This is a genomic window from Pseudocitrobacter corydidari (assembly GCF_021172065.1).
Lineage (GTDB): Bacteria > Pseudomonadota > Gammaproteobacteria > Enterobacterales > Enterobacteriaceae > Pseudocitrobacter > Pseudocitrobacter corydidari.
Genome location: NZ_CP087880.1, coordinates 1,261,698 through 1,276,192 on the forward strand (window position 1 = coordinate 1,261,698; position 14,495 = coordinate 1,276,192).

Sequence of the window (14,495 nt, forward strand, 5' to 3'; positions counted from 1 at the left end):
AAAGCAATGGACGTCAGCCGCAGGAAATTTTTTAAAATCTGCGCGGGCGGTATGGCGGGTACAACGGCAGCGGCGCTGGGCTTTATGCCTAAAATGGCGCTGGCTCAGGCACGTAATTTCAAACTGCTGAAAGCCAAAGAAGTCCGTAATACCTGTACTTACTGCTCTGTGGGTTGTGGGCTATTAATGTATAGCCTGGGCGATGGGGCAAAAAATACCCGCGAAGCCATCTATCATATTGAAGGTGACCCGGATCATCCGGTCAGCCGTGGGGCGTTATGCCCAAAAGGGGCGGGCCTGCTGGATTACATCCACAGTGAAAACCGCCTGCGTTACCCGGAATACCGTGCGCCAGGCTCCAACAAATGGCAGCGCATCAGCTGGAACGAAGCGTTTGAACGCATCGCGAAGCTGATGAAAGCGGACCGCGACGCCAACTTTATCGAGAAAAACGATCAGGGCGTGGCCGTAAACCGTTGGTTGTCGACCGGGATGCTCTGTGCATCGGCGGCAAGTAATGAGACCGGTATGCTGACGCAGAAGTTTGTGCGCTCTCTCGGCATGCTGGCGGTAGACAACCAGGCGCGCGTCTGACACGGACCAACGGTAGCAAGTCTTGCTCCAACATTTGGTCGCGGTGCGATGACCAACCACTGGGTTGATATCAAAAACGCCAACGTTGTAATGGTAATGGGCGGCAACGCCGCTGAAGCGCATCCGGTGGGTTTCCGCTGGGCGATGGAAGCCAAAAACAATAACGATGCGACGCTTATCGTCGTCGATCCACGCTTTACGCGTACCGCCTCGGTGGCGGATATCTACGCGCCAATTCGTTCCGGTACGGACATCACGTTCCTGTCTGGCGTACTGCTGTATCTGATCGAAAACAACAAAATTAACGCCGAATACGTTAAGAGCTACACCAACGCCAGCCTGCTGGTGCGGGATGATTTTGGCTTCGAAGACGGCCTGTTCAGCGGCTACGACGAAAGCAAACGTCAGTATGATAAAACGTCCTGGAACTATCAGTTCGATGAAAACGGCTATGCCAAACGCGACGACACGCTGACGCATCCTCGTTGTGTATGGAATCTGCTGAAGCATCACGTTTCTCGCTATACGCCGGACGTGGTGGAAAACATCTGCGGTACGCCGAAAGCGGACTTCCTGAAGGTCTGTGAAGTGCTGGCATCAACCAGCGCGGCTGACCGGACGACCACGTTCCTGTACGCGCTCGGCTGGACGCAGCACACCGTCGGTGCGCAGAACATTCGTACCATGGCGATGATTCAGTTGCTGCTCGGCAACATGGGGATGGCAGGCGGCGGCGTGAACGCCCTGCGCGGTCACTCCAACATTCAGGGCTTAACGGACCTTGGGCTGCTTTCTACCAGCCTGCCGGGTTATCTGACGCTGCCGTCGGATAAACAGACTGACCTGCAAACGTATCTGACGGCCAACACGCCGAAAGCCACGCGCGCAGACCAGGTGAACTACTGGGGTAACTATCCGAAGTTCTACGTCAGCCTGATGAAAGCGTTCTACGGTGATGCGGCGCAGAAAGAGAACGGCTGGGGCTTCGACTGGTTGCCGAAGTGGGACCAGGCCTATGACGTGATTAAGTATTTCAACATGATGGACCACGGCAAAGTGAATGGCTATATCTGCCAGGGCTTTAACCCGGTCGCCAGCTTCCCGGACAAAAACAAAACCGTCCGCGCACTGAGCAAGTTGAAATACATGGTGGTTATCGATCCATTAGTTACCGAAACTTCGACGTTCTGGCAGAACCACGGCGAATCGAACGATGTTGATCCGTCAACGATTCAGACCGAAGTCTTCCGTCTGCCGTCAACCTGCTTTGCGGAAGAGGATGGCTCTATCGCCAACTCTGGCCGCTGGTTGCAATGGCACTGGAAAGGCGCAGAGCCGCCGGGAGAAGCGCTGAACGACGGCGAAATTCTGGCCGGTATTTATCATCGCCTGCGTGAGATGTACAGCACCGAAGGCGGAAAAGGCGCTGAACCGCTGCTGAAAATGAGCTGGAACTACAAGCAGCCGGATCGCCCGGAATCGGAAGAAGTGGCGAAAGAGAACAACGGCTACGCGCTGGAAGATCTCTATGATGCTAACGGTCAGCTGGTGGCGAAAAAAGGCCAGTTGCTCAACAGCTTCGCGCTGCTGCGCGACGACGGTTCGACAGCCTCTTCCTGCTGGATTTACACCGGTAGCTGGACAGAGCAGGGTAACCAGATGGCGAACCGCGATAACGCCGATCCGTCTGGCCTGGGGAATACCCTCGGCTGGGCATGGGCGTGGCCGCTGAACCGCCGTGTGCTGTACAACCGCGCCTCTGCCGATCCGCAGGGTAAACCGTGGGATCCGAAACGGATGCTGATTAAATGGAATGGCGCGAAATGGGTCGGGAACGATATTCCGGACTTCAACACCGCCGCACCGGGTAGCGATACCGGGCCGTTTATCATGCAGCCGGAAGGGCTGGGCCGTCTGTTTGCTATCGATAAGCTGGCTGAAGGTCCGTTCCCGGAACACTACGAGCCGATGGAAACGCCGCTGGGCACCAACCCGCTGCACCCGAACGTTATTTCGAGCCCGGTGGTTCGACTGTACGAAGACGATGCGCTGCGGATGGGTAAAAAAGATAAATTCCCGTATGTGGGAACGACCTATCGCCTGACCGAGCATTTCCACACCTGGACCAAGCATGCGCGCCTGAACGCCATTGCGCAGCCGGAACAGTTCGTCGAAATTAGTGAAAACCTGGCCAAAGCCAAAGGGATTGCTAATGGCGATCGGGTGACCGTCAGCAGCAAGCGTGGCTTTATCCGCGCCGTGGCGGTGGTGACGCGTCGTCTGCAGACCCTGAACGTTCATGGGCAACAGGTGGAAACGGTAGGCATCCCGCTGCACTGGGGTTATGAAGGCGTGGCCCGTAAAGGCTATATCGCTAATACCCTGACGCCTAATGTCGGCGATTCGAACTCGCAAACGCCGGAATATAAGGCGTTTCTGGTGAACATCGAGAAGGCTTAAGGAGCGAACGATGGATATGCAATCTCAGGATATTATCAAACGCTCTGCGACGAACCCGATTACTCCCGCGCCGCGTGCGCGGGATTATAAAGAGGAAGTGGCAAAGCTGATTGATGTCTCCTCCTGCGTGGGCTGTAAAGCCTGCCAGGTGGCCTGCTCAGAGTGGAATGATATCCGCGATGAGGTGGGCCACTGTGTGGGTGTCTATGATAACCCTGCGGATTTAAGCGCCAAGTCCTGGACGGTGATGCGTTTTAGCGAGACTGAACAGAACGGCAAACTGGAGTGGCTGATTCGTAAAGATGGCTGCATGCACTGTGAAGATCCGGGCTGCCTGAAGGCGTGCCCGTCTGCCGGGGCAATCATCCAGTACGCCAACGGGATCGTCGACTTCCAGCAGGATAACTGCATTGGCTGCGGCTACTGCATCGCCGGGTGTCCGTTTAATATTCCGCGCCTCAATAAAGAGGATAACCGGGTATACAAATGCACTCTCTGTGTGGACCGCGTCAGCGTGGGCCAGGAGCCAGCCTGTGTGAAAACCTGCCCAACCGGGGCGATTCACTTCGGCACCAAGAAAGAGATGCTGGATGTGGCGCAGGAACGTGTCGATAAGCTAAAAGCACGCGGCTACGCCAATGCGGGCATTTATAACCCGCAGGGCGTGGGCGGTACGCACGTGATGTATGTTCTGCATCATGCGGATCAGCCGGAGCTGTATCATAAGCTGCCAAAAGATCCGAGCATCGATACCAGCATCAACCTGTGGAAAGGGGCGCTGAAGCCGCTCTCCGCCGCCGGGTTCATCGCCACCTTCGCCGGGCTGATTTATCACTACATCGGTATTGGCCCGAATAAAGAAGTGGATGACGACGAAGAGGATGACAGCCATGAGTAAGTCGAAAATGATTGTGCGCACCAAATTTATTGACCGCGCCTGTCACTGGACGGTGGTGATTGCCTTCTTCCTGGTGTCGCTGTCGGGGATTTCGTTCTTCTTCCCGACGCTGCAATGGCTTACCGAAACTTTCGGTACACCGCAAATGGGGCGTATTCTGCACCCGTTCTTCGGTGTCCTGATCTTCGTGCTGCTGATGCTGATGTTCTTCCGCTTTGTGCATCACAACATTCCGGACAAAGAAGATATTCCCTGGGTGAAAGGGATTGTTGAAGTTCTGAAGGGTAACGAGCACAAAGTAGCGCGCGTTGGTAAATATAACGCCGGGCAGAAAATGATGTTCTGGACCATCATGAGTATGATTTTCGTATTGCTGGTGACCGGAATTATCATCTGGCGTCCGTACTTTGCGCACTATTTCCCGATTCAGGTAGTGCGCTACAGTCTGCTTTTACACGCGACTTCAGCCATTATTTTGATTCACGCCATCCTTATCCATATGTATATGGCTTTCTGGGTGAAAGGATCGATTAAGGGCATGATTGAAGGCAAGGTGAGCCGCCGCTGGGCGAAGAAACATCACCCGCGCTGGTATCGTGATGTCGAGCGTATGGAAGCGAAAAAAGAGACTAACGAAGGGCTGTAAGGGCCTGACGTGAATACGCTCCCCCGTGCTGCAAGGTGCGGGGGATTTTTGCATTCAGGTGTTGGTGATAAGCGAGTCGATGGCGTGGATAACGTCGTTCCGGGCGCTGCGCAGGTTGCAGATGTAGTCCGCCGGAGCGATTTTTCTAACATCAATATTGGTCAGCAGCGGTGCGAAAAGCTGATAGGTTTCAAAATCGATATTCACTTTGGGCGCGATAGCCTGTTGCCAGAGAGGAACCAATTTATTATTCATCATAGGCATAATAACTCTTCGGGAAAGATCGTTGTAACAATCATTTTGAACAATGATGTAATACGGCCACATTTTATTGGTTTCCCTAATGGGATTACGATATACATCAAATTGTTCTGTCATTGTAACTCCGTAAATATTTCGTCACAGGCGAAAATTCCATGTTTTTCGATTAATTGATTCATGGCTTGCATGAACTCTTTATCGTGCTGCCGCTTTTCGTCAGCATCATTGTGGTGAGGGTAGTTCTCGCTTTGTTGCGTTTTTTTCGTTGCTGAAATTTTCATTTCTATCTCCTTATCGTTAATGCGCTGATTATCGTTTCCCCCATTTAAAAGGCAAGCGCCTTTCATCGTGAGTTTATTAATTTGCGTAGCTGCTTCCACAATATAGCAACGCGTTACATTTACACCGGTATATTAATTCAAAAACTGAATATATGGACAATCGCGCCAGCGGGGATTTTGCGCTGGTTTGCGTCGGATGAATGTTCAATAATGTCTGCCGCAAATAATTAACACGTGGTTGTGGTATGAAAAAGACGGTTTTTTCGTTAGCGCTTGGTACTTTTGGCCTGGGAATGGCGGAGTTCGGCATTATGGGCGTGTTGACGGATCTGGCGCGTGATACGCAGATCTCGATTCCTTCCGCCGGGCACATGATCTCGTTCTATGCCTTTGGCGTGGTGATTGGCGCGCCGATTATTGCGCTGTTCTCCAGTCGCTTTTCCCTCAAGCATATTCTGCTATTCCTGGCCGCGCTATGCGTGCTAGGCAACGCGATTTTCACTTTTTCATCTTCGTACACCATGCTGGCCATCGGCAGGCTGGTCTCCGGTTTCCCGCACGGTGCCTTTTTTGGCGTTGGGGCGATCATTTTGTCGAAAATCGCGCCGCCGGGTAAGGTCACGATGGCGGTAGCCGGGATGGTCTCCGGGATGACGGTAGCGAATTTACTGGGTATTCCGATCGGTACCTGGCTCGGTCACGCCTTCAGTTGGCGCTATACGTTTCTGTTGATTGCCGCGTTTGATGTCATCGTTATCGCATCGATTATCTTTTGGGTACCTGACCTGTTTGATAAGTCCGATGCGCGCCTGAGCGAGCAGTTCCGTTTCCTGAAAGCGCCAGAGCCGTGGTTAATCTTTCTGGCTACCCTTTTTGGCAACGCGGGCGTCTTTGCCTGGTTTAGTTATATCAAACCCTACATGCTGTATGTTACCGGCTTCACGGAAACCTTTATGACCTTCATTATGATGTTTGTCGGTCTGGGGATGGTGCTGGGCAACATTGTGAGCGGGAAACTTTCCGCGCGTTTTAGCCCGTTACGCATCGCCGCTACCACCGATGGCATTATTGTGCTTTCGTTAGTGATGCTGTTTCTGTTTGCCGATGTTAAAGGCGCGGCACTGGGGCTGGCGTTCATTTGCTGTGCGGGGTTGTTTGCGCTTTCTGCGCCGTTGCAGATCCTGCTGCTGCAAAATGCGAAGGGCGGGGAGATGCTTGGTGCCGCGGGTGGGCAAATGGCCTTTAACCTGGGTAGCGCAGTGGGGGCTTATTGCGGTGGCATGATGCTGACGCTGGGCTTTGCCTACAACTATGTGGCCTTACCGGCGGCGTTACTGTCGTTCTCGGCGATGTCAGCGCTGCTGGCGTACGGTTATGTGAAGAATCGCCGTCACGAAAGGGTTATTGCTCCCTCTGCATAGAGGGAGCATCCAGCTTATTTACGGAAATCAATCACCATACGGCCACGGATCTGGCCTTGTTCCATCTCTTTGAAGATAGCGTTGATATCTTCCAGCGGGCGAGAGGCAACTTTAGGAACCACTTTCCCTTCGGCTGCAAACTGGAAGGCTTCAGTCAGATCCTGACGTGTACCGACCAGTGATCCCACAACCTGAATACCGTCCAGCACCAGGCGCGGGATATCCAGGCTCATCGCTTCCGGCGGCAGACCAACAGCCACTACGCGGCCACCGGCACGAACGGCATCAACCGCGGAGTTGAAAGCCGCTTTTGCGACAGCGGTAACCACTGCTGCATGCGCGCCACCGGTTTTTTCCTGCACCAGTTTTGCGGCATCCGGGCTACGGGAGTTGATGATTAAGTCTGCGCCCATGCTTTCAGCCAGTTTCAGCTGTTCATCATTGACGTCAAGCGCGATAACTTTGGCGTTAAAGACGTTTTTGGCGTATTGCAGCGCCAGGTTGCCCAGGCCGCCCAGACCGTAGATAGCGATCCACTGGCCCGGTTTGATGCCGGAAATTTTTACCGCTTTATAAGTGGTGACGCCCGCACAGGTGATGCTGCTGGCCGCGGCGGATTCCAGACCGTCAGGTACTTTAACGGAGTAGTCGGCGGTGACGATACACTCTTCCGCCATACCACCATCCGCGGTGTAACCGGCATTAATCACCTCGCGACACAGGGTTTCATTACCGCTGTTACAGTATTCACAGTGCCCACATCCCTGGAAGAACCATGCGACGCTTGCGCGGTCGCCGGGTTTCAGCGAGGTCACACCCGGGCCGACTTCTTTCACAATCCCGATACCTTCGTGGCCCAGAATCACGCCGGTTTTGTCGCCAAAATCGCCATTTTTTACATGGAGATCGGTGTGGCAAACGCCGCAGCATTCCATCTTCAGAAGCGCTTCACCATGTTTCAGCGGGCGCAGGGTACGTTCGGTGACATCAACCTGATGATCTTTTGTGACGACAGCAGCCTTCATGTATTTCTCCTTTTATGATGAATTTCTGCAGAGCAATCATGTGATTACTCCATAAGGATTAATGTTTTTCTGCTTCAGATGCAATAGCTCAGACATGTAATGTAATAATTCTTATTAAGAATTACCTATCCAGACCAAAATATTCCTTTAATACGCCTAATGAGTATTTGACCTGGTGAGAATAGCCTGGCAGGGGGCCTGCCAGGCGTGTGCTTACAGTTTAGATTGAATTACCGCAATTTCCTGACGCCAGGCCTGTTGCAGCTGAGGTTTCTGATGTTTTGCTTTACGGGCGAGATCGGCGGCTAACCACGATTCCAGCGTGATGAGCCGTTCCAGCAGCGCGTCGGCATCGTCTGGCTGAGGTTGCGGTGTGTCAGCCGGAGGTCTTAGGGCACTCACTGAACTCTGCTTTTCCCTGATTCGCGTAAACATCTCATCGGCATCATGCCATTCGCTGAGGTAGCCGTTTTCAACCAGCCAAAAACGATTGCAGCTGGCAGTAATCAGTTGTCGGTCATGACTGACCAATAATACTCCGCCCGCAAATTGCTGTAGGGTTTCTGCCAGCGCGATTTTTCCCTCGATATCCAGATGGTTCGTGGGCTCATCGAGCATTAACAGGTGGTAGCGGGCAAGGGTGAGCCCGACAAACAGTAGCCGTGCACGCTCGCCGCCGCTGAGCGTGTGCACCCGTTGCCCATGACGAAGCCACGGAAAACCCGCCCGTAATAACGCTTTTTTGCGTGTTTCCGGATCCGGCGCAAAGGCATCAAGTGCGTCAAACAGCGTGGCATTATCGGGCAACTGATGCAGAGTCTGGTCGTAATAGCCGACGGTCACACGCGGATGCAGTTTTAGCGCATCATTGCAGCTGCCAGATAATACGTGTTGCCAGAGGGTCCGTAACAGGGAAGATTTCCCACAACCGTTATGGCCGACGAGAGCAACTCTGTCGCCGCTTTTCAGCCTCGCGGCCTGAATGTGGAACAGCGGCGCCAATCCGACGTCGGGAGAAATCGACAGATTTTCAACGTCGAGCAGTCGATTTGCCGCCAGCGCATCGCCCCGCAGCGTTAACGTCCAGGGGTTACCGTCTGTCACTGCCGTCTGGTTCTCTTTGAGCCGGGCAACCTGTTTTTCCATCTGCTTCGCTTTTTGCGCCAGTCCTTCGTTATCGTAGACCCGGCCCCATGTCGCCAGCCGTTTAGCGCTTGTTGTTACCCGTTCTATCTCTTTTTGTTCCGCTTTACGCCGCAGAATGTCGCTTTCATCTTTAGCCGCCAGGGCAAGCCGGGCCTGACTACAGGGAAGGGCGAAGCAGTGCAGCGTTTTATCGCGCAAAATCCAGCTGCCATTAGTAACGGTATCCAGCAGCTGTCGGTCATGCGAGACCAGAATAAAACTCCCGGACCAGCGCAACAGAAATTGTTCCAGCCATAGCAGCGTGGGCAGATCAAGATGGTTACTGGGTTCATCCAGCAGCAGTAAATCGGGTTGATGGATTAACGCGCGCGCCAGCATCAAACGTGTGTGTTGTCCGCCGCTCAGCGTAGCGCTGGTGAGTGTTGTTTCCTGCGTACTAAAGCCCATCTCCGCCAGCAAGCTTTCGCCGCGCCAGCGTTCAGCATCACGGGCGTGGGCGGGGAGCCCGGCAAGTACGGCTTCCAGCAGTGATAGGGTATAAACCGCTTCGGGAAGATGTTGCTCAACGCGAGCCATCAGACAGCGATTTGCGATTGCCACATTGCCGGAGGCGGGCTGTGAGGTGCCATCCAGAACTTTTAGTAGCGTACTTTTGCCACTGCCGTTATCGCCAAGTAGCCCAATACGGTCACCCTGTTTTAGGGTAAAGGAGAGACCGTCGAAAAGCGTAGCAAACGCCGTATCAACACGTAATGATTGCGCGGTTAGTAGTGTACTCATTGTTGCTTACCCAAGAATTACAGGCGTAAAAACGCCTCGTCAAACATCGCTGACGATAACCTGGTAAGCCCGAGGGAAGGGATTGGAGTGAGAGTCTTCGCTCAAGCCTCCGTTATCGCAGCACGATATCGGTAATGCTTGAGCTGGTGCGATCACCAAGTGTATGTGAAACATTAAAAATTTCACAGTACAGCATAATTAGCCTCCTTTTTATTATCAGTATGAATGGGTGATGGCAGTGTAGCGGGGATTATTACGTTTTGCCAACTGGCTGGTGGAGAAATAAACATTAGTTACAACATACTATTTTTTTATCTCAACACCTGAACATGAGAGACCGTGCACATTTGGGGTCAGGCAGGATAGGTGGGCCGAAGCCCACCAGAAGGATTAGATTGATGTCCGGCGGTAGCTACGATATTCAGGTAGCCAGAAGTTTTCGTTGATGGCCTGCTGGAGCGCGTCGGCAGACGTTTTCACGGCAACGCCCTGTTGTTGAGCCATTTTCCCGACCGCAAAAGCGATATCCCGTGATACCTGATGAATGTCTTTTAATTCTGGTAGCACCAGACCTTCGCCGGTATTGGCCAGCGGCGAGTGCTTAGCCAGCGTTTCACTGGCTGACATCAGCATTTCATCGGTAATACGTGTTGCGCCGGATGCAATAACGCCAAGCCCAATGCCGGGGAAGATATAGGAGTTATTGCACTGGGCAATCGGGTAAACCTTATCTTTCCATACTACCGGGCTGAACGGGCTGCCGGTGGCAACCAGCGCATTGCCTTCAGTCCAGGCGATAATATCCTGCGGGGTCGCCTCTACGCGTGAGGTCGGGTTCGAGAGCGGCATGACAATCGGGCGCGGGCAGTGTTTGTGCATTTCACGGATAATCTCTTCCGTAAACAGCCCTGTTTGCCCGGAAACGCCAATCAGGATATCTGGTTTAACATTGCGCACAACGTCCAGCAGAGACAGAACTTCGTTGTCTGTATCCCAGTTTTGCAGGCTGCTGCGTTTTTGCACCAGTTTGGTCTGGAAGGAGAGCAGGTTTGGCATCTGATCGGTCAGAAGGCCAAAGCGGTCAACCATGAACACGCGCGCCCGTGCCTGTTCTTCGCTCAGGCCTTCACGCTGAAGTTGCGCAATGATTTGTTCGGCGATACCGCAACCGGCGGAACCAGCACCCAGGAAGACAATTTTCTGATCGCTAAGCTGGCTTCCTGCCGCGCGGCTGGCGGCAATCAGCGTGCCGACGGTAACGGCGGCGGTACCCTGAATATCGTCGTTAAAGGAGCAAATTTCATCGCGATAGCGGTTGAGCAGCGGCATGGCGTTTTTCTGCGCAAAATCTTCGAATTGCAGCAACACGTTTGGCCAGCGCTGTTTCACGGCCTGAATGAAATCATCCACAAACTGATAATAATCATCATCGGTAATACGCGGATTACGCCAACCCATGTACAGCGGATCGTTGAGCAACTGTTGGTTGTTGGTACCGACATCCAGTACCACCGGCAGGGTATATGCAGGGCTAATACCGCCACAGGCGGTATAGAGTGACAGCTTACCAATTGGAATGCCCATGCCGCCGATACCCTGGTCGCCAAGGCCGAGAATGCGCTCGCCGTCGGTAACCACAATCACTTTGATATTGTGGTTAGGGACGTTTTGCAGAATGTCATCCATGTTGTGACGATTCTGATAGGAGATAAACACCCCGCGTGAGCGACGATAGATCTCAGAGAAACGCTCGCAGGCCGCGCCGACAGTCGGGGTATAGATGACCGGCATCATTTCATCGAGATGGTTTTCTACCAAACGGTAGAAGAGTGTTTCATTGGTGTCCTGAATGTTGCGCAGGTAGATGTGTTTATCGATCTCCGTTTTGAACCCCTGATACTGGATCCAGGCGCGCTCTGCCTGCTCTTCAATCGTTTCGACCACTTCAGGCAGCAGGCCGAGCAGGTTGAAATTGCTGCGTTCTTCCTTACTGAAGGCACTGCCTTTATTCAGCAACGGAAACTCCAACAGCACCGGGCCAGCGTACGGGATATACAGAGAACGGTTCGTTTTACCTTGTGACATCGTATTACTCCATCGTCATCACGCCAGCCCATGGGAAGTCTGGCAGAAACTGCAGTGCCGGGGATTATAAAGCAACTGTTAACATTCGTGGTGCGAAATTGCCGGGAAGTTGAGGGCGGGTTGACGCTTCGTGCGGTGAGTGTCGCGTTCTGCTGAGATTCAACTAAGCTGAAACGTGTCTGTGACGTTGATCACTCATTGTGAGGTAAGACGATGAAAGTATTAGGTTATGCTGCTCAGAATCCCGCCGCGCCGCTCGCGCCCTTTACCTTTGATCGCCGAGAACCCAGGCCCGACGATGTGGTGATCGACATACTTTACTGTGGCGTTTGTCACTCGGATCTCCATCAGGCCCGGGATGACTGGGGGTTTAGCCGTTATCCGATTGTACCCGGCCACGAAATTGTTGGCCGGGTAGTGGCTATCGGTGACAACGTCACAAAATTTAAACCGGGCGAGCTGGCGGCGATTGGCTGTATGGTCGATTCCTGCCGCGTTTGTCATCCCTGCCAGCAGGGCCTGGAGCAGTATTGCGAAGAAGGCAATATTCAGACCTACAATGGCATCGACCGCCACGACGGTTCGTTAACCCTGGGCGGCTACTCACAGACGATTGTTGCCAGCGAAGATTTTGTCCTGCATCTGCCTGAAAACATTGACCTGAAAGGCGCCGCGCCGCTTCTCTGCGCCGGGATAACCACCTGGTCGCCGCTACGTCGCTGGAACATCAATGAGAACAGCAAAGTTGCCGTCATTGGTCTGGGCGGCCTGGGACATATGGCGCTGAAGCTTGCCAATGCGCTGGGGGCAGAAGTTACGCTCTTTACACGTTCTGCCGGGAAAGAGGCGGATGCACGGCGACTGGGTGCTCATCATGTGGTGCTCTCCACGGATGACGCGCAAATGAAAGAGGTACAAAACCAGTTCGATCTGATCATCGATACGGTTCCCTATGCCCATGATATTAACGCCTACGTTCCCACCTTAACGCTGGATGGCACCCTGGTCTTCGTCGGCCTGTTGGGCAATATTGCTGATTTCTATACGGTTCCGCTGATTCTGGGACGTCGCTCAGTAGCAGGTTCCTGTATTGGCGGTATCGCCGAAACGCAGGAGATGCTCGATTTTTGTGCTCAGCACGGTATTACCGCCGATGTTGAAGTGATCACAATAGATACGATCAATGAAGCGTTCGAGCGCATGCTCAAAAGCGATGTGAAATACCGCTTTGTTATCGATATGGCGTCGCTAACGCTTTGAAAAGATGTACTACACTTAGAAGTTCTGCAAGCAAAAAGGAGTGATATATGACGATTCATAAGAAAGGTCAGGCGCACTGGGAAGGCGATCTTAAACGTGGGAAAGGCACTGTCTCGACGGAGAGCGGCGTACTCGACCAACAACCCTATGGTTTCAATACGCGTTTTGAAGGTGCGAAGGGGACTAACCCGGAAGAACTGATTGCCGCTGCGCATTCGGCCTGCTTCTCTATGGCGCTTTCCTTGATGCTGACTGAGGCCGGACATGCCCCGACTTCGATTGATACCGTTGCCGATGTGTCGCTGGACAAAGTCGATGGCGGTTTCGCTATCACCAAAGTCGCCCTGCAAAGCAAGATTGTGCTGCCGGGTATCGATAGCGCGAAATTCGATGAAATCATTCAGAAAGCAAAAGCAGGTTGTCCGGTTTCCCAGGTGTTAAAAGCAGAAATTACACTCGACTATCAATTGGATAACTAACCTTCACAGGGCAGCTTTAATGCTGCCCACGCCTTTACTTGTGACAACGTCACGTTAATTGCGATAATTTTCTTAACTTATTCACCTTGCCTTCATATCGTTAGCCTGAGAAGGCATTTGTCATGGGCTTTATTCCCTTTAGAGTGAAATTCCTGCTGACTCTTAAGGAAAAACCGATGGCGACAGAATATCCTCTTACCGACAGTGAGTTTCCTTTACTTAACTTGCGACGCGTGGCCGGACACATTGGGGCAGAAGTGCGTGATATTGCACTCTCAGCCGATCTGGACGAAGCAACGTTTAGACAGCTGAACGCCGCGCTGGTGAAATATAAAGTGCTGTTTTTCCGTCAACAGCCGCATCTTACCGATGACGCTCATCAGGCATTTGGTGCACGTTTTGGTCGCATTGTGGCACATCCCACCGTGCCAGCACCGACCGGTACTCAGCTGTTTGAACTGGATGCCTCTAAAGGCGGAGGGCGGGCAGACTCCTGGCACACGGATGTCACCTTCGTTGATGCTTTCCCCAAAATTTCTATTTTGCGTGGCGTGACGATCCCTGCGTATGGTGGCGATACCGTGTGGGCGAATACGGCGCGGGCCTATGAACAACTTCCGGATGAGCTTAAGCGGTTTGCGGCGTCACTGCGTGCGGTGCACAGTAACGATTATGACTACGGCGCAGAACGGGTGGTGGTTGAATCAACCCGCCTGAATCATCACAAAAATGTGTTTGTTTCATCCGTCTGGGAAGCTGAGCATCCCGTGGTGCATGTTCATCCGGTTAGCGGCGAGAAGTGTCTTCTCCTTGGGCATTTCTTCAAACGCCTGGTAGGATTCAGCAGCCGTGAGTCCGCCAGTCTGTTTGAGCTGCTGCAAAATCGGGTGATTCGCCTTGATAATACCGTGCGCTGGCAGTGGCAGCAGGATGATGTGGTTATCTGGGATAACCGCAGCACGCAACACTACGCGGTGAACGATTACGGTAGTCAACCGCGTGTGGTGCGTCGAGTTACGGTTGAAGGCGAAACGGCGGTGGGCGTCGATGGTACCCGCAGCCGAACGATATCGCGCGGGCAAACGGCGCCTCAACAGGTTGCCGCAAACGCGGATCCGCGCGCGAAAGACGTTGCGTCATAAGACTTAAAGGCAGGGAA

12 protein-coding genes are annotated in these 14,495 nt (G+C 53.1%); 7 read left to right on the top strand and 5 right to left on the bottom strand.

Annotation, left to right across the window (positions count from 1 at the left end; all coding sequences use genetic code 11):
- The first annotated feature begins 6 nt into the window (after positions 1-6).
- Genes fdnG through fdnI form a run of 3 tightly spaced genes read left to right on the top strand, consistent with a single transcriptional unit; the run spans position 7 to position 4,598 of the window.
- A complete protein-coding gene (fdnG, locus tag G163CM_RS05895; protein WP_231827223.1) occupies positions 7-3,054 on the top strand; it encodes a formate dehydrogenase-N subunit alpha in 3,048 nt (1,015 codons plus the stop codon).
- Between the two features lie 10 nt (positions 3,055-3,064).
- A complete protein-coding gene (fdxH, locus tag G163CM_RS05900; RefSeq protein WP_015964366.1) occupies positions 3,065-3,952 on the top strand; it encodes a formate dehydrogenase subunit beta in 888 nt (295 codons plus the stop codon).
- Entirely contained in the window at positions 3,945-4,598 is a 654-nt protein-coding gene (fdnI, locus tag G163CM_RS05905) for a formate dehydrogenase-N subunit gamma (RefSeq protein ID WP_231827224.1), read from the top strand. Before fdxH ends, fdnI begins: the two co-directional genes overlap by 8 nt.
- 54 nt (positions 4,599-4,652) lie before the next feature.
- Here fdnI and G163CM_RS05910 read toward each other — a convergent pair whose 3' ends face one another.
- Both G163CM_RS05910 and G163CM_RS05915 read right to left on the bottom strand, forming a co-directional pair.
- Entirely contained in the window at positions 4,653-4,976 is a 324-nt protein-coding gene (locus G163CM_RS05910; RefSeq protein ID WP_015964368.1) for a CcdB family protein, read from the bottom strand.
- Complete coding sequence (locus tag G163CM_RS05915) at positions 4,973-5,140, bottom strand: type II toxin-antitoxin system CcdA family antitoxin (RefSeq protein WP_231827225.1); 168 nt, start codon at positions 5,138-5,140, stop codon at positions 4,973-4,975. The genes G163CM_RS05910 and G163CM_RS05915 overlap by 4 nt, the downstream gene beginning before the upstream one ends.
- 245 nt (positions 5,141-5,385) lie before the next feature.
- Here G163CM_RS05915 and araJ point away from each other — a divergent pair, with 245 nt between their 5' ends.
- Positions 5,386-6,561, top strand: coding sequence for an MFS transporter AraJ (gene araJ, locus G163CM_RS05920; protein ID WP_231827226.1), 1,176 nt, complete (start codon positions 5,386-5,388; stop codon positions 6,559-6,561).
- 14 nt (positions 6,562-6,575) lie between these two features.
- Here araJ and adhP read toward each other — a convergent pair whose 3' ends face one another.
- The 3 genes from adhP to G163CM_RS05935 form a co-directional block, all read right to left on the bottom strand.
- The gene (gene adhP / locus G163CM_RS05925) at positions 6,576-7,586 is read right to left on the bottom strand and encodes an alcohol dehydrogenase AdhP (protein ID WP_231827227.1); all 1,011 of its coding nucleotides are present in this window, start codon (positions 7,584-7,586) and stop codon (positions 6,576-6,578) included.
- Positions 7,587-7,799: 213 nt separating this feature from the next.
- Positions 7,800-9,512, bottom strand: a complete 1,713-nt coding sequence (locus G163CM_RS05930) for an ABC-F family ATP-binding cassette domain-containing protein (RefSeq protein ID WP_231827228.1) — start codon at positions 9,510-9,512, stop codon at positions 7,800-7,802.
- Between the two features lie 390 nt (positions 9,513-9,902).
- Complete coding sequence (locus G163CM_RS05935) at positions 9,903-11,597, bottom strand: NAD-dependent malic enzyme (protein WP_231827229.1); 1,695 nt, start codon at positions 11,595-11,597, stop codon at positions 9,903-9,905.
- 213 nt (positions 11,598-11,810) lie between these two features.
- Between G163CM_RS05935 and G163CM_RS05940 the strand changes: the two genes are divergently transcribed.
- From G163CM_RS05940 to G163CM_RS05950, 3 genes are all read left to right on the top strand, one after another.
- Positions 11,811-12,857 carry an NAD(P)-dependent alcohol dehydrogenase gene (locus G163CM_RS05940; protein WP_231827230.1) on the top strand — a complete coding sequence of 349 codons (1,047 nt, stop codon included), beginning with the start codon at positions 11,811-11,813 and terminating at the stop codon, positions 12,855-12,857.
- A gap of 47 nt (positions 12,858-12,904) precedes the next feature.
- Complete coding sequence (locus G163CM_RS05945; protein WP_015964375.1) at positions 12,905-13,336, top strand: OsmC family protein; 432 nt, start codon at positions 12,905-12,907, stop codon at positions 13,334-13,336.
- Between the two features lie 176 nt (positions 13,337-13,512).
- Complete coding sequence (locus G163CM_RS05950) at positions 13,513-14,478, top strand: TauD/TfdA dioxygenase family protein (protein WP_231827231.1); 966 nt, start codon at positions 13,513-13,515, stop codon at positions 14,476-14,478.
- The last annotated feature ends 17 nt before the right edge of the window (positions 14,479-14,495 follow it).

Excerpts from the sequence above, each read along its gene's own strand:
- fdxH (WP_015964366.1), top strand. The coding sequence starts at position 3,065 with ATGGATATGCAATCTCAGGATATTATCAAACGCTCTGCGACGAACCCG.
- fdnI (WP_231827224.1), top strand. The coding sequence starts at position 3,945 with ATGAGTAAGTCGAAAATGATTGTGCGCACCAAATTTATTGACCGCGCC.
- G163CM_RS05910 (WP_015964368.1), bottom strand. The coding sequence starts at position 4,976 with ATGACAGAACAATTTGATGTATATCGTAATCCCATTAGGGAAACCAAT.
- G163CM_RS05915 (WP_231827225.1), bottom strand. The coding sequence starts at position 5,140 with ATGAAAATTTCAGCAACGAAAAAAACGCAACAAAGCGAGAACTACCCT.
- araJ (WP_231827226.1), top strand. The coding sequence starts at position 5,386 with ATGAAAAAGACGGTTTTTTCGTTAGCGCTTGGTACTTTTGGCCTGGGA.
- adhP (WP_231827227.1), bottom strand. The coding sequence starts at position 7,586 with ATGAAGGCTGCTGTCGTCACAAAAGATCATCAGGTTGATGTCACCGAA.
- G163CM_RS05930 (WP_231827228.1), bottom strand. The coding sequence starts at position 9,512 with ATGAGTACACTACTAACCGCGCAATCATTACGTGTTGATACGGCGTTT.
- G163CM_RS05935 (WP_231827229.1), bottom strand. The coding sequence starts at position 11,597 with ATGTCACAAGGTAAAACGAACCGTTCTCTGTATATCCCGTACGCTGGC.
- G163CM_RS05940 (WP_231827230.1), top strand. The coding sequence starts at position 11,811 with ATGAAAGTATTAGGTTATGCTGCTCAGAATCCCGCCGCGCCGCTCGCG.
- G163CM_RS05945 (WP_015964375.1), top strand. The coding sequence starts at position 12,905 with ATGACGATTCATAAGAAAGGTCAGGCGCACTGGGAAGGCGATCTTAAA.
- G163CM_RS05950 (WP_231827231.1), top strand. The coding sequence starts at position 13,513 with ATGGCGACAGAATATCCTCTTACCGACAGTGAGTTTCCTTTACTTAAC.